Annotated in this window: 22 protein-coding genes; 11 read left to right on the forward strand and 11 right to left on the reverse strand. The window is 39.1% G+C overall.

What is annotated here, in order from left to right:
- Window positions 1-36: 36 nt before the first annotated feature.
- Complete coding sequence (locus R2Q70_RS08495; RefSeq protein WP_316807178.1) at window positions 37-438, reverse strand: helix-turn-helix domain-containing protein; 402 nt, start codon at window positions 436-438, stop codon at window positions 37-39.
- Window positions 439-529: 91 nt separating this feature from the next.
- Here R2Q70_RS08495 and R2Q70_RS08500 point away from each other — a divergent pair, with 91 nt between their 5' ends.
- A complete protein-coding gene (locus R2Q70_RS08500) occupies window positions 530-976 on the forward strand; it encodes a nuclear transport factor 2 family protein (RefSeq protein ID WP_316807179.1) in 447 nt (148 codons plus the stop codon).
- A gap of 12 nt (window positions 977-988) precedes the next feature.
- Window positions 989-1,357, forward strand: a complete 369-nt coding sequence (locus tag R2Q70_RS08505) for a DoxX family protein (RefSeq protein ID WP_316807180.1) — start codon at window positions 989-991, stop codon at window positions 1,355-1,357.
- 140 nt (window positions 1,358-1,497) lie between these two features.
- Here R2Q70_RS08505 and R2Q70_RS08510 read toward each other — a convergent pair whose 3' ends face one another.
- From R2Q70_RS08510 to R2Q70_RS08525, 4 genes are all read right to left on the reverse strand, one after another.
- A complete protein-coding gene (locus tag R2Q70_RS08510; RefSeq protein ID WP_316807181.1) occupies window positions 1,498-2,187 on the reverse strand; it encodes a type 1 glutamine amidotransferase domain-containing protein in 690 nt (229 codons plus the stop codon).
- Between the two features lies 1 nt (window position 2,188).
- The gene (locus tag R2Q70_RS08515; RefSeq protein ID WP_316807182.1) at window positions 2,189-2,353 is read right to left on the reverse strand and encodes a hypothetical protein; all 165 of its coding nucleotides are present in this window, start codon (window positions 2,351-2,353) and stop codon (window positions 2,189-2,191) included.
- Between the two features lie 113 nt (window positions 2,354-2,466).
- The gene (locus tag R2Q70_RS08520; protein ID WP_316807183.1) at window positions 2,467-2,712 is read right to left on the reverse strand and encodes a DUF3253 domain-containing protein; all 246 of its coding nucleotides are present in this window, start codon (window positions 2,710-2,712) and stop codon (window positions 2,467-2,469) included.
- 85 nt (window positions 2,713-2,797) lie between these two features.
- On the reverse strand, window positions 2,798-2,980 hold the full coding sequence (locus R2Q70_RS08525; protein ID WP_316807184.1) for a hypothetical protein: 183 nt from the start codon (window positions 2,978-2,980) through the stop codon (window positions 2,798-2,800).
- Window positions 2,981-3,272: 292 nt separating this feature from the next.
- Here R2Q70_RS08525 and R2Q70_RS08530 point away from each other — a divergent pair, with 292 nt between their 5' ends.
- Window positions 3,273-4,526 (forward strand): NAD(P)/FAD-dependent oxidoreductase, encoded by a 1,254-nt coding sequence (locus R2Q70_RS08530; RefSeq protein WP_316807185.1) that lies wholly within the window; start codon window positions 3,273-3,275, stop codon window positions 4,524-4,526.
- A 152-nt stretch (window positions 4,527-4,678) separates the two neighbouring features.
- Here the strand turns inward: R2Q70_RS08530 and R2Q70_RS08535 are convergent, their stop codons facing one another.
- Complete coding sequence (locus R2Q70_RS08535) at window positions 4,679-5,149, reverse strand: Lrp/AsnC family transcriptional regulator (protein ID WP_316807186.1); 471 nt, start codon at window positions 5,147-5,149, stop codon at window positions 4,679-4,681.
- A 310-nt stretch (window positions 5,150-5,459) separates the two neighbouring features.
- Here R2Q70_RS08535 and serC point away from each other — a divergent pair, with 310 nt between their 5' ends.
- The 5 genes from serC (at window position 5,460) to R2Q70_RS08560 (ending at window position 12,474) form a co-directional block, all read left to right on the forward strand.
- On the forward strand, window positions 5,460-6,560 hold the full coding sequence (serC, locus tag R2Q70_RS08540) for a 3-phosphoserine/phosphohydroxythreonine transaminase (protein ID WP_316807187.1): 1,101 nt from the start codon (window positions 5,460-5,462) through the stop codon (window positions 6,558-6,560).
- A gap of 14 nt (window positions 6,561-6,574) precedes the next feature.
- A complete protein-coding gene (locus R2Q70_RS08545; protein ID WP_316807188.1) occupies window positions 6,575-7,741 on the forward strand; it encodes a DUF1015 family protein in 1,167 nt (388 codons plus the stop codon).
- A 457-nt stretch (window positions 7,742-8,198) separates the two neighbouring features.
- Window positions 8,199-9,737, forward strand: coding sequence for a sulfatase (locus R2Q70_RS08550; RefSeq protein WP_316807189.1), 1,539 nt, complete (start codon window positions 8,199-8,201; stop codon window positions 9,735-9,737).
- Between the two features lie 28 nt (window positions 9,738-9,765).
- On the forward strand, window positions 9,766-11,445 hold the full coding sequence (locus tag R2Q70_RS08555) for a DUF4091 domain-containing protein (protein ID WP_316807190.1): 1,680 nt from the start codon (window positions 9,766-9,768) through the stop codon (window positions 11,443-11,445).
- A 30-nt stretch (window positions 11,446-11,475) separates the two neighbouring features.
- Window positions 11,476-12,474 (forward strand): formylglycine-generating enzyme family protein, encoded by a 999-nt coding sequence (locus tag R2Q70_RS08560; RefSeq protein ID WP_316807191.1) that lies wholly within the window; start codon window positions 11,476-11,478, stop codon window positions 12,472-12,474.
- Between the two features lie 283 nt (window positions 12,475-12,757).
- Here R2Q70_RS08560 and R2Q70_RS08565 read toward each other — a convergent pair whose 3' ends face one another.
- The 5 genes from R2Q70_RS08565 to R2Q70_RS08585 form a co-directional block, all read right to left on the reverse strand.
- Window positions 12,758-13,204: an SRPBCC family protein gene (locus R2Q70_RS08565; protein ID WP_316807192.1), complete on the reverse strand. Its 447-nt coding sequence runs from the start codon at window positions 13,202-13,204 to the stop codon at window positions 12,758-12,760.
- Window positions 13,205-13,273: 69 nt separating this feature from the next.
- Entirely contained in the window at window positions 13,274-13,714 is a 441-nt protein-coding gene (locus tag R2Q70_RS08570; RefSeq protein ID WP_316807193.1) for a VOC family protein, read from the reverse strand.
- A gap of 36 nt (window positions 13,715-13,750) precedes the next feature.
- On the reverse strand, window positions 13,751-14,128 hold the full coding sequence (locus tag R2Q70_RS08575) for a VOC family protein (protein ID WP_316807194.1): 378 nt from the start codon (window positions 14,126-14,128) through the stop codon (window positions 13,751-13,753).
- A gap of 232 nt (window positions 14,129-14,360) precedes the next feature.
- Window positions 14,361-15,158 (reverse strand): type I methionyl aminopeptidase, encoded by a 798-nt coding sequence (gene map, locus R2Q70_RS08580; RefSeq protein WP_010599437.1) that lies wholly within the window; start codon window positions 15,156-15,158, stop codon window positions 14,361-14,363.
- Window positions 15,159-15,200: 42 nt separating this feature from the next.
- The gene (locus tag R2Q70_RS08585; protein WP_316807195.1) at window positions 15,201-17,066 is read right to left on the reverse strand and encodes a TonB-dependent receptor; all 1,866 of its coding nucleotides are present in this window, start codon (window positions 17,064-17,066) and stop codon (window positions 15,201-15,203) included.
- Between the two features lie 63 nt (window positions 17,067-17,129).
- Here R2Q70_RS08585 and R2Q70_RS08590 point away from each other — a divergent pair, with 63 nt between their 5' ends.
- The 3 genes from R2Q70_RS08590 (at window position 17,130) to R2Q70_RS08600 (ending at window position 23,891) form a co-directional block, all read left to right on the forward strand.
- Window positions 17,130-18,614, forward strand: a complete 1,485-nt coding sequence (locus tag R2Q70_RS08590; protein WP_316807196.1) for a PLP-dependent aminotransferase family protein — start codon at window positions 17,130-17,132, stop codon at window positions 18,612-18,614.
- A gap of 250 nt (window positions 18,615-18,864) precedes the next feature.
- A complete protein-coding gene (locus tag R2Q70_RS08595; protein ID WP_316807197.1) occupies window positions 18,865-22,005 on the forward strand; it encodes a TonB-dependent receptor in 3,141 nt (1,046 codons plus the stop codon).
- A 17-nt stretch (window positions 22,006-22,022) separates the two neighbouring features.
- Window positions 22,023-23,891, forward strand: coding sequence for a RagB/SusD family nutrient uptake outer membrane protein (locus R2Q70_RS08600; RefSeq protein WP_316807198.1), 1,869 nt, complete (start codon window positions 22,023-22,025; stop codon window positions 23,889-23,891).
- Window positions 23,892-23,895 lie beyond the last annotated feature (4 nt).

Genomic DNA, 23,895 nt, shown 5'->3' on the forward strand with positions numbered 1-23,895 from the left:
CTCCAGTGCATCCAATCTTCACTTGTATAAAATTTGCTATTGCTTTTCGCTTTGATCTGGCTTTCCACTTTCGAGTTTAATTTTTTCTCGATGTTGTAATCCCCATTTGGTCATTGCTCCCACAACTTCCTCGAGCGTTTGGCTGTAGGGAAGAAGTTCATATTCTATTGATACAGGGTATCCGGCAGCAACTTTCTTTACAATAAATCCATTTGTTTCCAAAGCCTTCAGTTCACTTGAAAGTACACGTGCTGAAATTCCGGTAACCTGCTTTTGAATCTCAGTAAATCTGCTATTCCCTCTTGCCATTGCGATGATAATCATCAGCTTCCATTTTCCGCCAATAACGTAAAGCGCATCTGATACTGCCATTAATATTTTATGACATTCATTGCTAAAAGCTTTATTATCAGTTTGTTTTTCTTCTTTTTTCTTCATGGTGTAAATAGTTAGTTGCTAACCTTTGGGTAACTACTAATAAATAGTTAGCGAATATACGGTAATTTCATTCTGATTAAAACATAAAATTATGACACTAGAAATTTTAAAAGCCAAGGAAGAATTAAGATCATTAATTGATGCTTATGCAAGTTTAGGAGATCAAAAGAAAATCGCTGAAATGATGGATTTATTTACTGAAGATCTTACTTACACCGTATTCATGAATGGCCAGGTAGTATCATCTGTTTCCGGGCGGACAAAGATGGAACAGGATTTTCTTTTACATGCAGCTCAGGTAAAAACTTATTTTACATTGAACGGGCAGCACGAGGTTGATATTGCTGCAGATACGGCGACAGGCATCTCATTTTCTCAACTAAAAATGGTAAGAGAGATTGAAGGAATTGATATTCTCACCGATTACAGCGTGAGATATGAAGATAAGTATCTATTAAAAAATGGCAAATGGTTAATTAAAGAGCGTGTGGGACATTTTCTTATCATCGAAGCAAGACCACTAACCGTTACTTCATAATATTTAAATGGTATGAAAAAGAGAAAAGTTATAGGAAACATTCTTTTGGACTTGATTACCGTCATCAGCCTATCAAGTGGTTTTTTGAAGGTTATTCGATTTCCCTGGTCAGTAGATGGTTTGGTGAAATTTAACTTACCTCACGCGGCTATAATACTTGGTTTAATGGAAATGACATTTGCTATTTTGTTCCTCTTTCCAAAAACCTTGCGCATCGGATTTATTTTACTGTCTTGTTATTATGCCGGTGCGATGGCTACTGAACTTTCTCATGATGGGTCGATGCTAAACCCTGGAATTCCGCTCATGTTACTTTGGCTAACAGCTTTCATACGAGATAGACAATTATTTTCCCAAATCAGCAGTAGTAATGTCAGTTAAATTCCTCACTGCAGCATTGCGGTGAGGAATTTAATATTTGCAAGTTCTATTCAACATGTGCTTTAGTAAATGTTCAGTACGGGATGTATTTGAATACAAAAACATCGGGCGACATTGCTTACCGTTTTACTATTGAAAGCTTAAGCTTGTAACAATTGAATCAATGCTTTTGCGGCAGGGCCGGCTGACAATGGGTTTTGACCAGTTACCAAAAGTCCATCTGTTTCAACATGAGAAAGAAACGGAATCAATGCTGTTTTTACTTCAGCGCCCAATTCCTCTAATTTGGTTTGCAATAAATAAGGTACGTTTCCACTTCGGCCAACCAGGGTTTCTTCAGTGTTGCTAAAAGCCGAAATACGTTTACTTTTCAACCAGCCGGGGCGCTGGTTTTCTACACTGAGTAGCGCTGCGGGACCATGACAAACCAATCCTACTGGTTTACCTGCATCCAAAAATTCCAATATCAGGATTCCGCTGTTGTTGTCTTTTGCAAGGTCCCAGATCGGACCGTGCCCGCCCGGATAAAATACCGCATCGTAAACACCGGCAGAGAGCTGATTTAGTGGGATGGTGTGAGAGAAGGCATGTTCGGCAACTTTATCATCTCCAAACCTTCTGTTAGCGCCTGTAATGTGTTCGGTAAGTTCACTCATCGGGTCAACCGGTGGCCGGCCACCTTTAGGGCTACTCAGCGTAACAGTATAACCGGCATCGATAAATTCGTAATACGGATCAGTAAATTCTCCCAACCATACTCCGGTTTTGCTATCGGTATTTTCCATCTCACTATGAGAGGTCAAAACCATCAAAATGTTTTTCGTAGTCATATTATTTTACATCATCAGCACTTAGTTCATTACCTTCCTCATCTATTGATTGATGCGAATTCCAATGGCTGTCTTTCTCGTTAAAACCATTTTCCTGGGTTGAAGTTTTCACCTGTTCTTGCGAATCTGCCTGATTTTTTTGGTCTTCGTCTTTTGGATCTATCATTACCTGTGTGTTTTGATACACAACATGAGATATTGATAAAGGTTCGATGAAATTGCTAATGAAGTTATAATCAGATTTGACTGAAGTTGCCAGAAAATTAAGTAATTCTTAGCTTATACGATTTTAATACGGATAGGCCCTTTGATGTGATTGACATCGATGGGTAATCCTTTTTGGGTGATCAGCACCTTTCCCTGATGATGCAAGCCAATAGATGCGTCAACAACCGCTGCCATGTGATCACGCCAGTCTTCAGGGAACAGCATCCTGGCAATTTCAGAAGGACAAGTAGTCTTTTCAGTGCCACGTTGGGTAGCTACTGAAAGGATTTTTGCGGATATAGCTGCATTGTTATGCATATAGTCGAATTAGTAATGCAATTTTTGAATTTTACAGGAAAGGGATTCAACTCTGCTTGATAATCGTTGAAAACCGTTGGTTCAATTACTCAAAGCGATCAATAATTGGATGATCACCTTCTTTCGGAACTTCCTTTGAGGGATCATGATCTTGCATCGCTATTGCAGTTTCCAGCTGATTTTTTACATCGGCCAGGTTTGAGTTGGATTCGATTGCGCTAATCAAATCATTTAAATTTTCGGTGGTTGCTTCAATTACTACTTTCATAGCAAACGTTTAGCAAAAGACAAGCCAGTTAATTAGAATAGAACTGATTACTATAAAAAGCGAAATTTATCAATCTGTTGCTAAATCTTCCGCCTGGTAGGATGATCATCTGCTGTTCTTTCGTACTGAATATTAATCATTCAATCAATTTGTGTTGGAAAAGTAATTTCGATGTCTGAATTATGATTAATAAATCAACCGATAAAACATTCTCTTATGAAAGGGGTTGATAATGTACTGAACAAATAGCAGAAGGAGTTTAAATCTTTCAAATTTATCAATAGTAAACAAAATGAAAAAAGTTGTGATTATAGGCGGCGGATTTGCAGGCCTCAACCTTGCCAAAAAACTTTCCAAATCTTCAGCCCATCAGGTTACACTGGTTGATCAGCATAACTACCATTTTTTTCCTCCATTGTTGTATCAGGTGGCTACCGCCTTCATCGAGCCTTCTAATATCAGTTATCCGTTTCGGAAATTATTCCAGGAAAAAGGCATACGTTTTTTTATGGGAGAATTTCAGGAACTTCTTCCGCAGGAGAAAAAAATTGTGACCAGCAATGGCTCGCTGGATTACGATGTATTGGTGTTGGCGATGGGTGCTGAAACCAATTATTTTGGCAATGAAGAGATCAGTAAAAATGCCTTGCCGATGAAGAGCATAGAAGATGCTGTAGAAATGCGTAACCACATCCTGCTTCAACTGGAAAAAGCTGTTCGTGCTGAAAGTGCGGCAGAGAAAACGAGACTTTCAAATATCGTAATAGCTGGCGGCGGACCAACAGGGGTAGAGCTTGCCGGAATGATGGCCGAAATGGGTAGAAATATTTTAACAAAGGATTATCCGGAAGCCAATTTCAGATTGGGTAAAATTTATCTGGTGGATGGCTTGAAAACACTGCTTGCGCCCATGAGCCAAAAAAGCCAAACTGAGGCGATAAAAGTGTTAAAAAATTTAGGCGTAGAGATTTTGTTAGACCGGTTGGTTCAGGGTTATGATGGAAAGGAAGTATCGCTTTCTGATGGATCGAAAATTGAAGCTGCAACTTTAATTTGGGCATCGGGTGTAATGGCAAGGGCAGTAGAAGGAGTTCCAAAAGATGCCGTTGGAAAGGGGCGAAGGATTATGGTAGACGCTTATAATAAAGTAAACGGATTAGATGATGTTTATGCCATTGGCGATCAGTGTTTACAGCTTAGCGACGAAAAATTTCAAAACGGGCATCCTCAACTGGCTCAGGTTGCCATTCAACAAGGCGCTTTATTAGGTAAAAACCTGAAGGCTGATGCTCAAGGTAATAAAATGGAGTCTTTTAAATATAACGATAAGGGTTCGATGGCCATTATTGCGAAATTTAAAGCAGTTGTCGATTTGCCAAAAGGTTTTTTCAAAGGATTTTTTGCCTGGTTAGTGTGGTTGTTTATTCACATTATCCCAATCGCGGGTTTCCGGAATAAGGCCAAATTGGCTTTTAACTGGCTATGGAGTTTTATCACGAATGATCCGACATTGAGATTGATCATCCGACCGGATAAAAAACAATAAATTTCTAATGAATTGATAGTCAATGCTTTATTTTTTTCTTTAATGACATGAGTGATTTTGGTAAATACGATCCTTTAGGGAGTTAATGAAGCTGGAATGTGATGTGGTAATCAAAGTATGAAAGCCTTTCCTCAGGGAAAAAATTGGAGCACCTACAATTGGTACGCCGTTTCGAGTTTAGATGCTGATAGCACTAAAAAGCTTTGTATATTTCCTACGTATGGTAATATGCCGATTTTATTGCGCAAAAACTCGTTGTAACTTACCATATCCGGAAGCGCAATTTTGATCATAAAATCGAAGTGCCCGGTAAGATGGTAACATTCCATCACTTCAGGGCATTGCGCCATCTTTTCCTGAAAGTCTTTAAGTGTTTCTTCTGATTGGATTTTTAATTGTATGTGTGGGAAAGCAATAAACAGCGAACGGACTTTCTCGGTATTAATTAATGCAACTGTTTTTTTGATATAACCTTCTTCCCGAAGATATTTAATGCGCTCAACGGCATTTGTCATGCTAATTTTTGCTTTGCCCGCTATTTCTTTATAAGTCATCAAACCATCTTGCTGTAGTAAATTCAAAATATTCCGATCGGTTGTGTCCAGATTTTTTGATTGCATCATCTCAAAGGTGCTTAGTGTAAAACTTTTTAATTTTAGTTAGTTTGAATCTGCCCGAAAATTAATTAATTTACTTAAAAATGCAATATCTAATAAAGTAAAAATTTTACATAGTGTATTTTTTACGTTAAGCAATGGTTTTTTCAAATCATCGCCAAATTAAATTCTGCAAACAAATATTTAGAAATATTTAAACGAAATTTTAAGTAGCTGTAGGGCCTTGTAAAAAGTAATTTTTATCTTTTTTGAATGCTAAATTTTTGTAATGTATTAGGATACTGAACTTTATATGACTATTTAAAAATCGATTTTTATGTCTAAAGTACACAACTTCGGTGCAGGGCCGTGTATTCTTCCTGAGTCAGTATTAATAGAGGCAGCCAAAGCAGTCACCAACTGGAATGGTTCAGGATTATCCATTTTAGAAATCTCACACCGAAGTCCGGATTTTGAAGCGGTGATTACCAAAACCCAGACACTGGTGAGGGAATTGCTAAATGTGCCTGACAATTATGCTGTACTTTTTCTTCAGGGCGGTGCGAGTACTCAGTTTTCTATGATCCCCATGAATTTTTTACAGGGAAAACGACGGGCAAGCTATTTGGATACGGGCTATTTTGCCCAAAAAGCAATAAAAGAAGCTCGACTTTTCGGTGAAGTAGAAATCGTAGACTCTTCGAGGAATAAAAATTACAGCTACATTCCGCAGTCGTATGAAATGGCGCATGGCAGTGCTTATCTGCACCTCACTTCTAATAATACTATTGAAGGGACAGAGATATTTAATTTTCCAAAAACCAGCGTTTCTGTTGTTTGCGACATGTCTTCAGATATTTTTTCGCGAACCATTAACGTACAGGATTTCGATTTGATATACGCCGGGGCGCAGAAAAACCTTGGCCCGGCAGGAATGACGCTGGTGATTGCTAAAAATGCTTTTCTCGATTCGGTGAAATGCAGCGTTCCTTCCATGTCTGATTACCGCATCTACAGGGACAATAAAAGCATGTTTAATACACCACCGGTTTATAGCATCTATGTAGCAATGCTCAATTTAATGTGGTTAAAGGATAAGGGCGGGGTTGAAGCAATTGAGCAGGTTAATATCCGGAAAGCGGAAATGTTATATGCGGAAATTGACCGGAATACGATGTTTGAAGGCCTGGCACATCACGATCACCGTTCCCGGATGAACGTAACTTTTAAGGCCAGGGATGTAGAAACGGAGAAGGAATTTTTAACACTTGCTTCAAAAGAAGGTATGGTTGGGATAACCGGTTACAGAACTGTTGGCGGGTTCAGGGTCTCCTTATACAACGCATTACCAATTGAGAGTGTAACGGCTTTAGTATCATTGATGAGAGATTTCGAAAAAGTTAAGCTTAGGGCTGTTCCCTTGGTTTCCTCAAATTAAATAATGTATTAACTATGGCAAGGATTAAAGAATTTGTTAGTTTATTGCCTGATCAGGCCTGGTTTTCAGATCTTTTAGAAAACGCTGGTTTGGGGCATGCTGAATTGAAACACAAATTAGAAGGTAGAGGTGAAGGGGGAATGGGTACGGGAGAAATCGAACTTGTAGATGATGAACTTCATTTGCTGGTTAAAGCGCAAAAATATGTCGATCAGCAAGCAGGAGCAATTTATATTTACGAACAGCAGTCCATTAGCGGAAGTCAGTTTGGGATTTGGGCAATGGCGGATGTCCAGGATTTTGTAGAAGGGCAAATTGTTCGTCATGAAGACACGCTCAAAGAACGGGCAGCCAGGCTCACCGAATATCGGTGCTGTATTGGGCTTGAGGGAGCGCCCGTGTTACTTACTTATCCATCGCATGGAAAGATAAATGATTTTATATCGAGAATTACCCGGGGTGAGGCGATCGCAACTTATCGCCAGGGAGAAAAACTGCATCGCCTATGGAAAGTTGAACATCATACTGATTTGAATGAAATTAAGAATTTGTTTCTGGAAATTCCAAAGGTTTATGTTGGGGATGGACACCATAGGCTTGCCGCGGCGAGAAATTTGCATTCCATAGAAAACCAACGGATCATGGCGCTTTATGTTAGTACAAACGACATCAAAATAGCAGCATTTACCAGGTTGGTAAATCTTAAACCCAATTTTGATGCGAAAGCGTTCATTGAGCAATTAAAAAAAATATTTGTCATCTCATCAGTTCCATCCAATAAAAAATATGTTCCAGACCGTATTCATAGGTTTGGGATGTGCCTGAACGATGATTGGTATCAACTTGACCTGAAGCATGATTTGCAGGAAATGATGCAGCTGGCTGATGTAAATATTTTACAGCAATACGTGCTTGCACCACTTCTAGAAATCCATTCGCCTGAATCAGATCCCCGGCTAATATGCGACCCGCTTGAAGCCATTGACAAAACCCTGGAAAGGTCAGCTGCACCCAATGGACGTATTTTGTTTACAGTATTTCGCCTAAGTGTATTTAAGTTGATTGAACAGGCAGATGCCGGAATGACTTTTCCGCCAAAATCTAGTTTTATTGAGCCTAAGGTTCCGTATGCATTGATTTTAAATGCAGCGTCGATGATGAAAAGAAACCATAAAAAGTAAACATCATGATCACATTTCTAAATTTGTTAATTGTGTTTGTCTGGGCATCAAGAGATATTCTCGCTGTGATTTTGCTTGGAATCGTTCTTTGTTTGTTGATTTTTTCACGTAAAAAACCTTCTGAAGAAACCAATCAGGATGATTTTGGTCACTGGCTTTGATCGGTCGAATATCAAACATAAACAAATGATGCAATAACTGTATTGGCAACTTATGTAAAGGACGCATTATGACTAATGACCTTTTAAATGGATAAATCAACGTGCTATCTAAAAAGATAAAATGTTAAAAGATTGTACGTAACACCATTGATTTTGTTATTCATCAAACGTTTGCGCAATAAAATTCTTTTTTTTTACATCAACAATTGCGAATATTATATCACTGAAAGCCAAATATTCTGGCTGCGTTTAATTTCTACACTGAGATCATTAAATACGAAAGAATCAAACCAACAATGAATAAAAAACAATTGCTCATCATAACGTTAGGTATAATGGTTAATTGTATAACTGCTATTGCCCAGCAACGCCCCAACATTGTAATCATCGTTTCCGATGATCATGCTTATCAAACCATCAGTGCTTATGGAAGCAAGCTGATGCAAACGCCAAATATTGATCGTATTGCTAAAGAAGGCGTTCTGTTTAAAAAAGCCTACGTTACAAACTCGATATGTGGACCAAGCCGGGCAGTCATCCTCACTGGCAAATACAGCCATAAAAACGGATTCAAGGATAATGAACATCCACAGTTTAATGGTTCGCAAAACACATTTATCAAAGAACTTACCAAAACGGGTTATCAAACATCATGGATAGGGAAATGGCATTTAGGTACGCAACCACAGGGGTTTACGTATTGGCAGGTATTGCCTGAACAGGGGCATTATTACAATCCGGATTTTATCATGATGGATGGCAGTAGAAAAAAGATAGATGGCTATGTAGCCAATGTAATAGAAGATGCGGCTGAAAACTGGCTGAATAAAAGAGATGCCTCGAAACCTTTTTGCATTGTTATTGGCCATAAAAACACACACCGCACCTGGATACCTGATACTGCCGACATGGGCAGGTTTGACGCCACGACTTTCCCGTTGCCGCACAATTTTTACGATCGTTATACCGGAAGGGCTGCGGCTACTGTACAGGATATGAGCATTGAAAAAACCATGCAATTGGGCTACGATTTAAAAATGTTTGAAGGTGCAATACAAGATGGTAACATCACCAGGATGAATGCTGCTCAAAGAGCAAAGTTCGATGCCTATTATCAGCCCATATTTAATGATTATAAAAAACGTGGGTTAAGTGGCAATGCGCTTACGGAGTGGAAATATCAACGTTACATGAAAGATTACCTGGCTACTGCTGCTTCATTGGATAGAAACATTGGCCGTACTTTAGATTACCTAGATCAGCATAACTTAAGCAAAAACACCATTGTGATTTATGTTTCTGATCAAGGTTTTTATATGGGAGAACATGGGTGGTTTGATAAACGGTTTATGTATGAAGAATCTTTCCGTACACCAATGGTAATGCGGTATCCGGGTGTAGTGAAAGCCGGTACAGTAAACCAAAATATGGTAATGAACCTTGATATCGGGCCTACAGTTTTAGCTGCGGCGGGTCAATCTGTACCAGCAGATATGCAAGGCAAATCATTTCTTCCGCTGTTAACGAATAAAAATATAAAAGGCAGAGATGCGATGTACTATCACTATTATGAAAATACCACGCATTCTGTTTCGCCGCATTTTGGCATCAGCACAGGTCGGTATAAACTTATCAGGTTTTACAAAAGGGTAGAAAGTTGGGAGTTATATGATTTAAAGCAGGATAAAAATGAAGTGAAAAATCTATATGGCCAAAAGGGTTTTGAAGCAATTACAGGCAAATTAAAAGCCCAATTGCAAAACCTCATTAAACAGTATGACGATGTAGAAGCACAGGCTATAATGCAGCAGAAAATACCTGCTAAATCAAGCTAACAGAAGAACACCCTAGATAAAAAACAACATGCGATTATTAATAAGCTTTCTATTTATATTCCTGAACATCAGCAGCCATGCCTCATATTTAGCTCAATCATCTGATTCAGTTGCTGTGCAAGTGGGTTTTATCAGTTCGGATATTCGCTTTACTAAAGGGAAAGAACCTTCAGTTACCTTTGCAAAACAATCACAGGTTAATGCATGGAAAGGAGAGAAAATTAGTTTACAATTGCTTGTAAAAGCAAATGTTGATATCAGTAATTTAACAACAACGGTTGGCCAGCTTATTTCAAAAAAAGGCAACAAAATTGCAAGTGGAGCAGTTAAAGTGGGTTATGTGGGTTATGTTACAACAGATGAATTTGCAAAAGGTTGCGGCTATAGAAAACCTGAGGATTTCGACTCCTCGCAGGTGACAGATCCTATCCTTAAGGTTTCATCAATGCATATCAGCAAAAATGAATATCAACCCATTTGGTTAAGTATTTCCATTCCGGAAAATACCGAAGCAGACAATTATTATACGAAGGTTACTGTTGTTGCAGGTCAGAAATATACACTTAATCTTTCTTTAAAAGTAATTAACAAAGTATTGCCTCCGCCGGGGAAATGGAAATATGATCTGGATTTATGGCAACATCCGGCAGCGATTGCCCGAGTGCATCAGGTGCCTTTATGGAGTACAATGCACTATAACCACATGCGGCCTTACTACACCATGCTGGCACAAGCGGGGCAAAAAAACATTACCACCAGCATTATCAACGAACCATGGGGGCACCAAACGTATGATGATTTTCCGAGTTTGATTAAGTGGATAAAAAAGGAAGATGGAACGTGGCAATACGATTATAGGCTTTTTGATCAATACGTTAGCTTTGTGATGAGCTGTGGGATTAAAGAGCGGATTAACTGTTACAGCATGGTGCCATGGAAATTATCTTTTAGTTATTTCGATGAAAAACAACAAAGTGATGTGATTATAAATGCCGGGCCTGAAACGCCTGCTTATCAAGAGTTTTGGACTAGAATGTTAATCGATTTTACAAGGCATTTAAAAGCAAAAGGATGGTTTGGCATTACCGCCATTGCTATGGATGAGCGGCCAATGAAAGATATGCAGGCCGTCATCAAATTAATAAAATCAGTAGATCCCAATTGGAAAATTGCTTTGGCTGGCGCTTATCATTCAGAAATTGAAAGCGATATTTTTGAGTATTGTATCGCTTCCAGATTCCATTTTCCCGATTCGATACTGGCTTCACGTAAATTGGCGGGTAAGCCAAGTACCTTTTATACCTGTTGCACCGAAGCGTATCCAAATGGGTTTACGTTTTCGCCACCAGCCGAAAACGTTTGGCTTAGCTGGCATGCAGCTTCAAAGGGTTATACTGGCTACCTGCGATGGGCTTATAACAGCTGGCCAAAAGATCCATTAAAAGACAGCAGGTTTACGGCCTGGCCCGCAGGCGATACTTATCAGGTCTATCCGAATGCCATTACTTCAATTCGTTTCGAGAAATTAATTGAGGGAATCCAGGATTTTGAGAAAATAAGGATTTTAAAATCTCAGTGGCAGAAAGAAGGAAATAAAGGCAAATTGGATAAATTGAAACTTATATTGGCTGAATTTGATATTGCTAACCTAAAAACCACGCCGGCAGCAGATATGTTGCTTAATGGCAAGGCACTGCTTAATGAATAAATGAGGTTATTTTGCTAATTTACACCCTTTATGATTAAGAGAAAATCGCTTTTGCAATTGAGTATGGTTACAGGTTTGATGTTTTCATGCATCAATAATAAACAGCCAACTGATCGTGCCGAACATATCGCAACTAACAATGAAATGGTATTGGTAAAAGGCGGGTCGTTTATGATGGGCTCAAATGATGTCAGTTTTATCGACGCCCAACCCATACACGAAGTTGAAGTTGATGATTTTTGGATGGACGAACATGAAGTTACCAATGCACAATTTGCAACTTTTGTAAAAGCAACAGGTTACAAAACCATTGCCGAGCGGGAACTGAATCCAAAAGATTTTCCAGGAGTGCCGGCCGAAGATCTTGTTCCAGGTTCTGCCGTATTCTCTCCATCTCAAGCACCCGTTTCATTGGAAAACCCACTACAATGGTGGGAATATATCAAAGGTGCGAGTTGGAAAAATCCCTTGGGAGCAAATAGTAAGGCGGAAGCTCAGCAACCCGTTGTTCATGTAAGTTATACCGATGCAGAAGCTTACGCGAAATGGGCAGGTAAGCGTTTACCAACAGAAGCGGAGTGGGAGTATGCCGCCCGAGCAGGTAAAAACCAACAACCTTATTATTGGGGAACTGAATTAAAACCTTTGGGGAAATGGCAGGCTAATATTTTTCAGGGAAATTTTCCAAATCAGGATACGAAAGAGGATGGTTCTCAAGGTATTGCAAATATCAAATCCTATCAGGCAAATGCATTTGGCTTGTACGATATGGAGGGCAATGTTTGGGAGTGGTGCTCGGATTTCTACCGACCGGAGTATTATCAGAACAGCCCGAAAAAAAATCCTAAAGGCCCTGCTGACAGTTATGATCCTCAGGAACCAAATGCCGTAAAACGGGTACAAAGAGGTGGTTCGTTTTTATGTAATGAGGAATATTGTAATCGGTACAAGGCGGGAAGCAGGGGAAAGGGTGAGATTAACAGTGCATCAAATAACTTAGGATTTAGATGTGTAAGGGATATCAGATAAAAAACTTAACAAGGCTTCGGGCAGCCTTTATAAAAAAAAGATTCAAAGTGGAATTAGTTTGGTTAGCGATCCTGCTTACCTTTTCTTGTAAGCAGGATGGTAAAAAAGATATTGCCGTGCCTGCCGCTAAAATTAATTTAAAGAGCTGCTGTAGTGCAAAGCTTCCGAGCCGTTTTGGAAAAATCGCTAGATCACCAGATACCGTATTTCCGAAGACAACGAAAACTGCTGTTATTGTAAAGTAATATCATAATACTAAGTAATGATTAACAGGTAAGCCCGATTACTCATTAATGGTTGGTTCTACAAGTTTTATCAACTTTTCTAGCGATTCCTGCCAGCCTAGATAACAAAATTCAAGGGGTATTTGTGCTGGAATGCCTTCCTGCGTGACGTTAATTTCTGTTCCAGCAAGTACTTCCTTAAACCAAATGGTGGTAATCATTTCATCAGGCATTTGTGGATTATCAAATTTATCCGAATACTTTAAGATTTCGTTTGGTTTTATTTCGAGATAATTTCCCCCAAATGAGTGGCTTTTATCTGTGGTAAAATTGTAGAATGACATTTTGAAACTCCCGCCCAATTTAAAGTCCATTTGATGCACCTGGCACAAAAAACCATAAGGTGGTAACCAAAATGCCATTGCATCCGGATTAGAAAATGCCTTGAATACTTTGTTTACGGGAGCCTTAATTACCCGATGTAAGTTTACAGTATTTTTTGTCATTGTGATTTATCTTTTGGTGATGAACAAAGGTTATCTGATTTCTTAAATAACCTTTGTTCTTTGTGAAATTTAAGACTGCATTTTAGCCGGATCATCGTAATTTACCATCCAATTGATGCCGAATTTATCCGTAAACATCCCGAAATAAGCACCCCAAAAAGTATCGGCCATAGGCATTGTTACTTGTCCGCCAGCTGAAAGACCGTTAAAAAGTTGATCAGCTTCTTCTTTACTGTCTGCATTGATGGAAACTGAAAAATTATTGCCTTTTACAAATGATGATTCATATTGTTCACCATTGTCGCTACCCATTAAAACGGATGCACCAGTTGGTAGTGAAACATGCATTACTTTGTTTTTATCGCCTGCCGGAACTTTATACTCATCGCTATCCGGAATATCGCCAAAGCGCCCGAGGTAAGTGAATTCTCCCCCGAACACTGATTTATAGAAATTGAATGCTTCTTCGCAATTTCCATTGAAATTTAAGTAAGTGTTTGTTGTTGCCATTATTGTTTGTTGTTTGATTTAAGGTTTTAGTTAAAGTTAACGGTGCTGATCGATCAATACCGGGTTGCCATCCGGATCAGTTAAGGTAATATACGCCGGTCCGCTTTCACCTTTAGGAGTTTCATTTAGTTCCAAACCATTAGCGGTGAGTTGTTTAGCAATTTCACGAACATCTGTAAATGCTGCTGTGGGCTGTGCCTGTTGATCCCAACCGGGGTTGAACGTTAGCATATTCTTCTCAAACATGCCCTGAAAAAGGCCAATCACCTTATCCTCATTTCTCAATACAACCCAGTTTTGACTGATGTTACCACCAGTTTCAACAAAGCCCAGTTTTTCGTAAAATGCTTTGGAAGCGTGAATATCTTTCACGGTAAGGCTCATGCAAAATGCGCCTAAATTTAAATTACTCATAAATAGTTTTAAGGATTTGGTTTCAAAGCCAAATTAACAAATAAGTGTTTGTATTCCAATTTTTGTTTGAATAAGCAAGTAAGGCTTAGCGCAAATAAGCGGCAGCAGATTTCAGGTTTAGAAATTATTCATGCTAACACTACGATGTGAATAATTGCAAATGGATTAAAAAACAAAAGCGCCAACTTATTTGGTTGGCGCTTCGATTTAATAATTTATATGTTTCGACTGCTTAGTAATCTGATTTCAAATTTGGATTGCTTTTTTCTGCGGCCTCAATTGGTGCATAATCAGATAAAATTAGTGCTTTGCCTTTTTTCACACAAACATCATGTTCAAAATGAACCGAAGGTTTGCCATCCTTAGTTCTTACCGTCCACCCATCTTTTTCGATATAAACATCTTTTTTACCCATGTTAATCATCGGTTCAATGGCTAAGACAAGATTTTCTTTAAGCATCAAACCCGAACCTCTCTTTCCGTAATTAGGCACCTGCGGATCTTCGTGCATGCTTTTACCGAGGCCATGACCAACAAAATCGCGAACCACGCCGTAGCCTTGTTTTTCGTTATGATTTTGAATGGCAAAACCAATATCGCCTAGTCGTTTACCAACCACAGCTTCATTTATGCCCACAAAAAGCGATTCTTTAGTGGTTCTAACCAAATCAACAATTTCTTTGCTTGCTTCACCGATGATAAACGTATAAGCATGATCGCCATGGTATTCATTTTTAATCACACCTACATCAACAGAAATAATATCGCCATCTTTCAATATTTCTTTACCTGGAAAACCGTGAACCACCACATCATTTACTGAGGTGATGATGTGATGAGGGAAACCACTATAATTGTAGAAAGATGGCACAGCACCATGATCTAAAATAAATTCATTGGCCAATTTGTCAATTTCTATGGTGGCCAAACCTGGGCGTAATATTTTAGCGATTTCAGATAGGGTTTCGCTTACCAAAAGAGCACTGATTCGCATCAGTTCCACTTGTTCGTCAGTTTTGTAGAAAATCATTGCCGCAAAATTACGAATAAGTTTTTTAATTGCTTAGTGCATTTAAAGCGTTACAAGCTTTACACCCAAACTGAACCAACGCGAAGGAAGCGGAATGGCGCCGATTTCGAAATATTGTGTATCGAAAATATTCTGTGCATCTACATAAATGGTGAATTTATCGATCGACTGGCTCAATCGGAAATCATTGATCCAGTATGATTTACTGGTCATACGCTGGTTAAACCGGGTAGCCAATAACACAGAAAAGTTGCGGTACTTAAAATCAAGGGTATTGGTAACCTGGTGTTTCAAAGCAGAAAGCTGATACTTTGAAGCCAATACCTGTGTCATATTTTTAAATCTCGAATCGAGATAAGAGTAAGCTAAATTGATGTTGAACTTTGAGTAGTCATTAATGTCAATGCTATAATTTGAACGGAAACTGATGCCACGGGTAATCATCGAACCGACATTGTTTGCCTGGAAAGGTTCGGTAGCAGCCAGTCTGGTCCAATCGATAAAGTTATCTATGCTTCTATAGAAAAAGCTGGCATTGAATGTTAGTTTTCTTTGAATAAACTTTAAGCCAATTTCACTTTGAAAGGCGTTTTCTGGCTTCACGTCAGGGTTACCAATGTTACCAGGGCGTTGGTTGAGGTACAAATCGGTAAATGACGGAATACGCTGGCTGGTTCCGAGGCTTCCGATAAACTTAAATTCATCTGTAAGTGCATAACTTGCATCAATACCCGGATAAACTTGCCATTTGTAAGAAGAATTATAATTGAGGTAAGCTCCAGCATTTACATTTAGTTTCTCGAAAAAGCTTGTGCGGTATTGGGCATAGAAACCAGCATTTTCACGGCGATGATTGCCAATATTTGATGAATTGATGTCTTCACTTCTAATTTCCGCACCGATGCCTAATTCACCATCGTTGGTTTTATAAGTGCTGGTCACTTCGGCGGCAAATGAATTTGTACTGTGTTTACTTACCCCGGCATTTGGGTTCACATTGCCAAAGTAGCGGTAGTTATCAAAGTTATATCGATAACTCAAACGAGGCAATAATGTCCAGCGATTTGATAAAATATGTTTGGATTGAATAGCAGCCAAGGTAGTTTGTACGGTTTCTATCGAGTTTTTATCTCCTGGAGCGGCATAAAATCCGTTGGCTCCGAACTCGTTTTTAGTATAACCGAAAGAAGCATTCAGTTCATTCGAATCATCAAACTGAAAATTTCCCTGATAAAGCAATTTGGTGTTTTCAAATTGTGTGTTGAAGCGATAACCGTTGCTCTGATCATGCGAACCAAAAAGCGAATGTTGCTGTTTTTCTTTGGCAAGCACTCCACCTAACTGCACACCGCCATTATAAAAGGTTTTGCCTGTTCCTTCAGTGTCTTTTTCAAAATTGGAGCCTGCATGCGCATCAACCAATACACCTGATTGAGTTGGTCTTTTGGTAATGATGTTGATGGCGCCGGTCAAACTATTAATGCCATATATTCTCGCTGCCGGTCCGCGTACCACTTCAATTCTTTCAATCGCTTTGACAGGAATTGGCAGGTTTAACATGTTATGTGCCGTTTGGCTATCGATTATTTTGGTTCCGTTTAACAGTACCACGGTTTGTTCAAAACTGCCACCATCAATACTGATGTCGGCCTGTGCACCAAACGGACCTCTTTGTCTTAAATCAACCCCGTTTGCGTATAGCAATAATTCCTGAATGCTGCGGGCAGGCAGTTTGGCAATCATTTCCTTATCAATGATGTAAACATTTCTGTTTTGTTTGGAGATTGGTGTTTTAAAACCGTTTTCGGTAATCACCACATCGTTAATCTTAATCACTGTATCTTGTTTTTGCTGCGCATATAAATTTGCAGTCAAAAACATCATCATGGTAAAATAAAATTTTCTCACTTGTTAATTTTTTTGCAAAAGTAGTATCTTGCCGTACCACTAAAGTATACCAGTTTTAAGATAATGGATAGTCCGGTTCAAATTCCTTTCAAAAGTTTTATTCAACTTGATTCAAGTGCCTCAACACCAATTTATCTACAAATTGTATTTGAATTTATTAAAGCGATACAACTCGGTCTTTTGCCAGAAGGTACAAAGCTTCCAGGTACCCGAATGCTGTGCAAACTGTTGAACGTGAACCGGAATACGCTGATTAAGGCCTTTCAAGACTTAGAATCGCAAGGTTTTATTGCTATTTCGCCAAGTAAAGGTACTTTCATTCTGTCTAGTCAAAAACAAGCGCATCAAAAAGAGATAGGAGTTTTGTCTCGTGCTTCAACTACTCCCCATTTTAATTTCAAGCGATCTACAATTCTAGAGGATCCGATTGAAGTGAGCGAACTGCCGCTTCAATTTAACGATGGCTTGCCAGATGCAAGGTTGGTACATACCGATGTGCTGGCCGGTTTGTATGTATCTAAACTCAAACGAAACAAAAACAAGAAAGTGTGGGGGCAGGTGCAGCAACAAACACGTGCAAATTTTAAAAAGCAGTTTTCCAACTATTTGAATGTAACCAGGGGACTGAAGATTGCCGAGGCAAATTTATTAACGACAACAAATCATGAGATAGGGTTATACCTGGTATTAAAGCTATTGATTTCAGCTGGCGATAAAGTTGTGATTGCCTCGCCGGGTTATTACCAATCCAATATGAGTATTCTGGATAGCGGTGCTGAAATTATCTCAGTTCCTGTTGATCAGGATGGTATTGATACGGTTCAGCTCAGAAAAATATGTGAAACAAATACCATCAGGATACTTTACCTCACTTCTGTTTTTCATTACCCTACAACAATTGCGTTGAGTGCTAAACGCAGAATCGAAATACTGGAAATGGCCAGTCAATTCGGATTTATTATTGTTGAGGATGACTACGATTTTGATTTTCATTTTGATAACAATACCATACTTCCTTTAGCAGCAATTGATTCAAACAGTGTAGTGGTTTATATTGGATCGTTTGCAAAATCTTTACCATCGGGTTTTGGTTATGGTTTTGTTTCAGCGCCAGCAAGTTTTATTGAAGAACTGGAAAAACATCAGCGTATTTTATCTCCAGGAGTAGATGTAATTAAGGAACAAGTGCTTGCCGACTGGATTCAGGAAGGAGAGGTACACCGTCTATCTAAAAAAAATAAGAAAAATTATAGAGAACGCCGGGACTACTTTATAAAATTATTGGAAGAAAAATTTAAGGGTAAGATAGACTTTCACATTCCGCACCGCGGATTAGCTGTTTGGGTGAATTGGCTGGGCCAGTTTAATTTAATCAAACTACGTAAGAAATGCATGGAGAATGGATTGTTCCTCCCAAAAACGATTCTTTATCAAAATAAAAATTTAACCGCCAGTCGTTTAGGTTTTGGAAGTATGGATCTGAAAGAAATGGATAAAGCATTAACTATTTTATCAGCGTCGTTAAACGAGTTATTACTTCAGAATTAGTGTAAAGGACTTATTGTTAGTTTTTTAAGATCAATTTCTTGATAATATGATATAGTTTATTGTAAATATGCTACAATCTTTACATCTCATCCTACTATAGATTTGTTTAGCTAAAAATTTACCAGAGAATACGATTTTCATTTGTAAAAAATATGATGCGTTTTTTTTGGATTGAAATTATAACTGTACTTTCAACGGTTATAGTTTTTTTAAATCAATTTTTAACCAAACCTAACCAATATTATAACCCATGAGCAAAAATTTACATCACAATCGTCTGTTCAAGACGTTTGGTGTTCTCGGCTTAGCGGGAGGGATAGCATTGCTACCGCTCTTATCTCTTGCCGTGGAATCACCAAAACCATTAACTTCTCTATCGAAAATTAAACAAACAAAAGTATTTCCGGTAAAAGGAAGTGTAGTAGATTCGAAAGGCGGTCCACTTCCTGGTGTGGTTGTTAAAGTTAAAGGTGGTGGAGCTGCAGTTGCTACAGACGCAGATGGAAGGTTTAGCCTCAACCTGGAAACCGGTAATGAAACCTTGGTTTTGAGTTTAGTTGGTTTTAAATCAGCCGAATTTCATGTAAATGGAAAAAGCGAGGTTAGAGTAGTAATGAATGAAGACATCGCCAACCTAGAGGATGTAGTGGTGGTAGGTTATGGCACCGTGAAGAAGAAGGATTTAACTGGTGCTGTTTCGAGTGTAAAAAGCGAAGACATCACTTTAAATCCGGTGAGCAGCCCAATGGAGGCCTTGCAGGGCAGGGTTGCCGGTTTGGATATTCAGCGTACCAGCGGACAGTCCGGGCAATCGCCAAACGTTTTGCTAAGGGGTAACCGCTCCATTACCGTCGGTTCAATTCCTGGCGCTTCACAAAATCCTTTATATGTTATTGATGGGATTATTGGAAATATCAACAGTTTAAATCCCAATGATATTGAAACGATTGATGTGTTAAAGGACGCCTCATCTACCGCAATTTATGGTGTAGCAGGTGCCAATGGGGTAATTATGATTACCACCAAGAAAGCAAAAGCGGGCAAGGTTCAGGTAGATGTAGATACTTATTATGGTACCAATGGTCGGGCAGAATTTCCAAAAGCATTAATGGGCGATGCCTGGCTAACGTATATTAATGAACGATATTTTACAGCGAATAACCGCTATCCTGCCAGTTTAACTGATGCAGGTGTACCGGCTGCCGGAATTACAGCAATTAATAATAACCAATGGATTGATTGGGTTGATGAAACCTTACGTAATGGATCGCAACAAAACCATCACATTTCCATTCGAGGAGGTTCAGAAAAAGTTCAGGGCTATATGTCTTTGGGTTACATTCAGGAAAAGGGTATTTATCAGGGTGATGAATCTAAATTCTACAATGTTCGTGGTGGCGTTGACGTGAATTTTAACAAATACTTTAAAGCCGGATTGCAAACTACGGTTAACCTAAGAAATGGTGATCAAACGAATAGTCGTATCAATAAAGCATTCGGCGTTTATCCCTTAGGTTCCGCTTACAATGCGGATGGATCGGTAAATGCATTGCCACTTGCAGGTGTTTCGGCAGTAAGTCCGATAGCCAATTATGCTGACGGTGTATTCATCAATAATACAAAAAGCCTTTTCCTGGCCGTAAACCCTTATGTAGAATTTACGCCTGTTAAAAATCTTTCCATTCGTTCAAACCTGGGTTTAACACTTTCTGCTAATCGCCAAGGTACTTTCGCAAATGAGCGATCTTATAACATTCTTTCAGAAGGTAGGACCGCAAAAGAGGCCAGTTACGAAAACAATATCGCTTACAATTATTTGTGGGAAAACATCATCAATTATAATTTAACCCTTGCCAATGATCATCAATTTACTGTAACGGGTATCACCTCATTCGAAGATAGAAGAGGAGAACGTTCTTTCATTTTTGGTACCGGACTTGAATTTGATGATTATCAATTCTATAACCTGGCAGCAGCCACATTATCTACCACTAAGGCAACAGGTTATACGCAACAGAACAGAATGTCGTTTGCCGGAAGAATTAACTACAGCTACAAAGGCAAATATCTCTTTCAGGCTTCCAACCGTTGGGATGGCGTTTCTCAGCTGATTGATAAATGGTCAACCTTTCCATCGGTTTCCGCTGCATGGCGCATTAGCGATGAGAAATTTATGGAGTTTAGCAAAGCTTACGTAACCAATCTTAAGTTGAGAGCGGGATATGGTGTGGCCGGAAATCCAAACATCCCTGCTTACAATAACAGTACTTTGGTAGCTTCAAGATCAGGAGATTTTCCACTTACTTTAGGCGGTTCAACAGCGTTGCCATTGTATTCAACCAACCGTGCTTTAGGTAACGAAGCCTTAACCTGGGAACGTTCTTACAATTTCAACTTAGGTTTAGATTTTACTTTATTTAACGGAAGGGTTGATTTTGCCGGAGAGTATTTCCACACCAAATCAAAGGGCGTTTTATATCCAAGAAATTTACCACCAACAGATGGAGGTTACGATGCGAAAAATCAATATTTTATTTATGCCAATATCGGGGAAACAAAGAATCAGGGTATTGAGTTAACCATCAACAGCCGAAATATTGATACCAAAGATTTCAGGTGGAATTCGGCATTTACTTTTACCAGAGCTACAGAGGAACTTACGAAACTTGATTTAGGCAATTCAGTTGCCGCTACAGCCTTAATTACCAATAACCTTTTTGTTGGTAGTCAATTGCCTCAAACGGTAATTTATGGTTATAAAAAATTAGGAATCTGGCAGTTGGGAGAGGAAACTGAAGCGGCGAAATATGGTGCAAAACCTGGTGATGTTAAATTGGCCACAGTACCCAGAACTGATGCTTCTGGTGTAAGTGATAATGGTGTACATCCTTATTCAGCTTCCGATCGGATGATTCTTGGGCATAATACGCCAGACTTTAGTTTGGGTTTACAAAATACTTTTGCTTACAAAGGATTTGATTTAACCGTATTTATGACGATGCGTTACGGACAAACCATTAATGCGCAATTATTGGGTTACTGGAATACAGTTGCACAACCCGAAACTTACAATTACTGGACACCATCAAACCCTACGAACGATTTTCCAAGACCAACTACCGGAACGAGTTTAAGCAATACTTTCATCAGCGCTTTATCAATTGTAGACGGATCGTATTTCAAGGTTAAAAACATCACCCTGGGATACACTTTACCTGGAAAAATTAGCAGCAAAGCTGGATTTAGCCGTATTAGATTCTACGGCACCGCTTACAATAGCTTCGTATTTGCCAAAAGCGATCTACTTAAAAATATTGATCCTGAAACTGCCGGAAACGATAGCTTTCCATTGTACAGACAAATGGTTTTTGGTTTGAACGCCTCATTTTAATTTTAAATAAAAAGGAAATGAAAACATTATATAAATATTCGTTAGGCTTAATCGTTGTGTTTTCGCTTAGCACCACTTCATGCAAAAAATACCTTGATGAAGTAAATCCTGGAGCAACTACCTTAGAAACTGCCTATACCAACAAATCTGGTTGGGAGGGATTAATCAATACCATTTACGTTGATAATTACTTCTTCTATGGCAAGGTAGATTTCATTGGTCCATCAGAAATGGGCACCGATTTGTGGATCAACTATGCTGGTTCCGATATCGGTATTACCACTTATGATAATACCTTAAATACAAATTTAGGAACGTTGAAAACTGTTTGGGGTGGTTGTTACTCTGCGATCGGCCTTGCCAATACAGCGATTGAATTTAGCTCGAAAGTTAAGGGTTACAGCTCACAGGCCGACATCGATGCAAAAGTTGCTGAAGCTTATTTTTGGAGAGCCTGGGCTTATTTTAATCTGGTAGAGCAGTTTGGCCCCGTTTACCTCACTACAAAATCAGCGGCTACGGAAGGTAACAACATACAGCCAACAAGAAGTACAGAAAAAGAAATTTATGATGTGATTATCTCTGATCTGAAATTTGCCTGCGAAAAATTGCCAATTACCCAGGGCGCTTTAAGAGGTCGCATTGCCCGAAAAGCTGCCTATGCGATGCTCGCAAAAGTATACCTGCAACGTACACGTTTAGGCGAAAAGGAGCAATATGCGCAATTAGCCCTAACCACAGCTGAAGAATTGATTAACAACCCGGCAAAATACAACGCAGCATTGTACTTAAGTGATGCTACACGTTCTGGTTTTGCCAAAGCGTTTGATTTGAAAAACAATAAAAGTAATACCGAATTTCTTTTTCTTCAGGCAATTGATGTTTCTGGTTTAAACCCTGAAGGGTTTAACAGAGGTAGAACCCGCCAATACTATTTGCCAGATTTAGGCGGTAGGGGTGCAGAATGGGGAACAATTGAAACTACTGTGCTTTACGGCCGGTCTAATTCAAAACAGTACAAGCCAACAAAATATCTGTTAACCAATATTTTCGATCCGAGAGAAAATACACCAGATACGAGGTTTGCAAATACCTTCACCTACAAGTTTTATGCAAGTGCCGATAAAGTAATTACTGCTGCATTGGCAACGGCTTATCAAAAAGATCCGTCTATTGTTGGTAAAACCATTTTAAGTACCAGACAGGCTTACACCGGACCAGATTATTTTCTGGCTTCAGGCGGTACTTTTGAAGAGGAAAAAAACATGACAAATGATGTAGGCCTTTCGGTTTTTACACCAAACTGGACCATTCCAGTGGCTGATAAAAAGAAAATTCCGGCTTTAGTTGCAGATCCAAGTGATCTTTTCGACGCATCGAATAATTATAAGCTGCCAGCTGCCTTTCCGAATGAGCCGAGTTTGATTAATATTTTCCCGGCATTTAAAAAATTCTCAGGTAAAATGTATGCGCAATCTAATCAAAACTGGTTGGGTGATATTCCAATTATCCGCTTCGGCGAAGTTTACTTAATTGCCGCCGAAGCTGCTATTTTGGCCAATAACGATCTTTTGAAAGCCAGTAACTATGTAAATGTAATCCGTAAACGTGCTGCAATCACAAGCCGTGAAAACGAAATGTTGGCAACACCAGCTGAAATGAACGTAGCTTATATTTTAAAGGAAAGAGGTCGCGAATTGGCTGGTGAGCACACCCGCTGGATTGATTTGAAAAGAACGGGAAATTTATCGACCGCTTATTTTCAGCAAACCAATCCAATCATCGCACCTAATTTTGATCCAAAAAAACATACGGTTAGGCCAATTCCACAATACTTTTTAGATGCCATTACCAATGCATCAGAATTTGGAAACAACGGTTATTAGTCCC

This window comes from Pedobacter agri (assembly GCF_032678665.1).
GTDB classification, from domain to species: domain Bacteria; phylum Bacteroidota; class Bacteroidia; order Sphingobacteriales; family Sphingobacteriaceae; genus Pedobacter; species Pedobacter agri_A.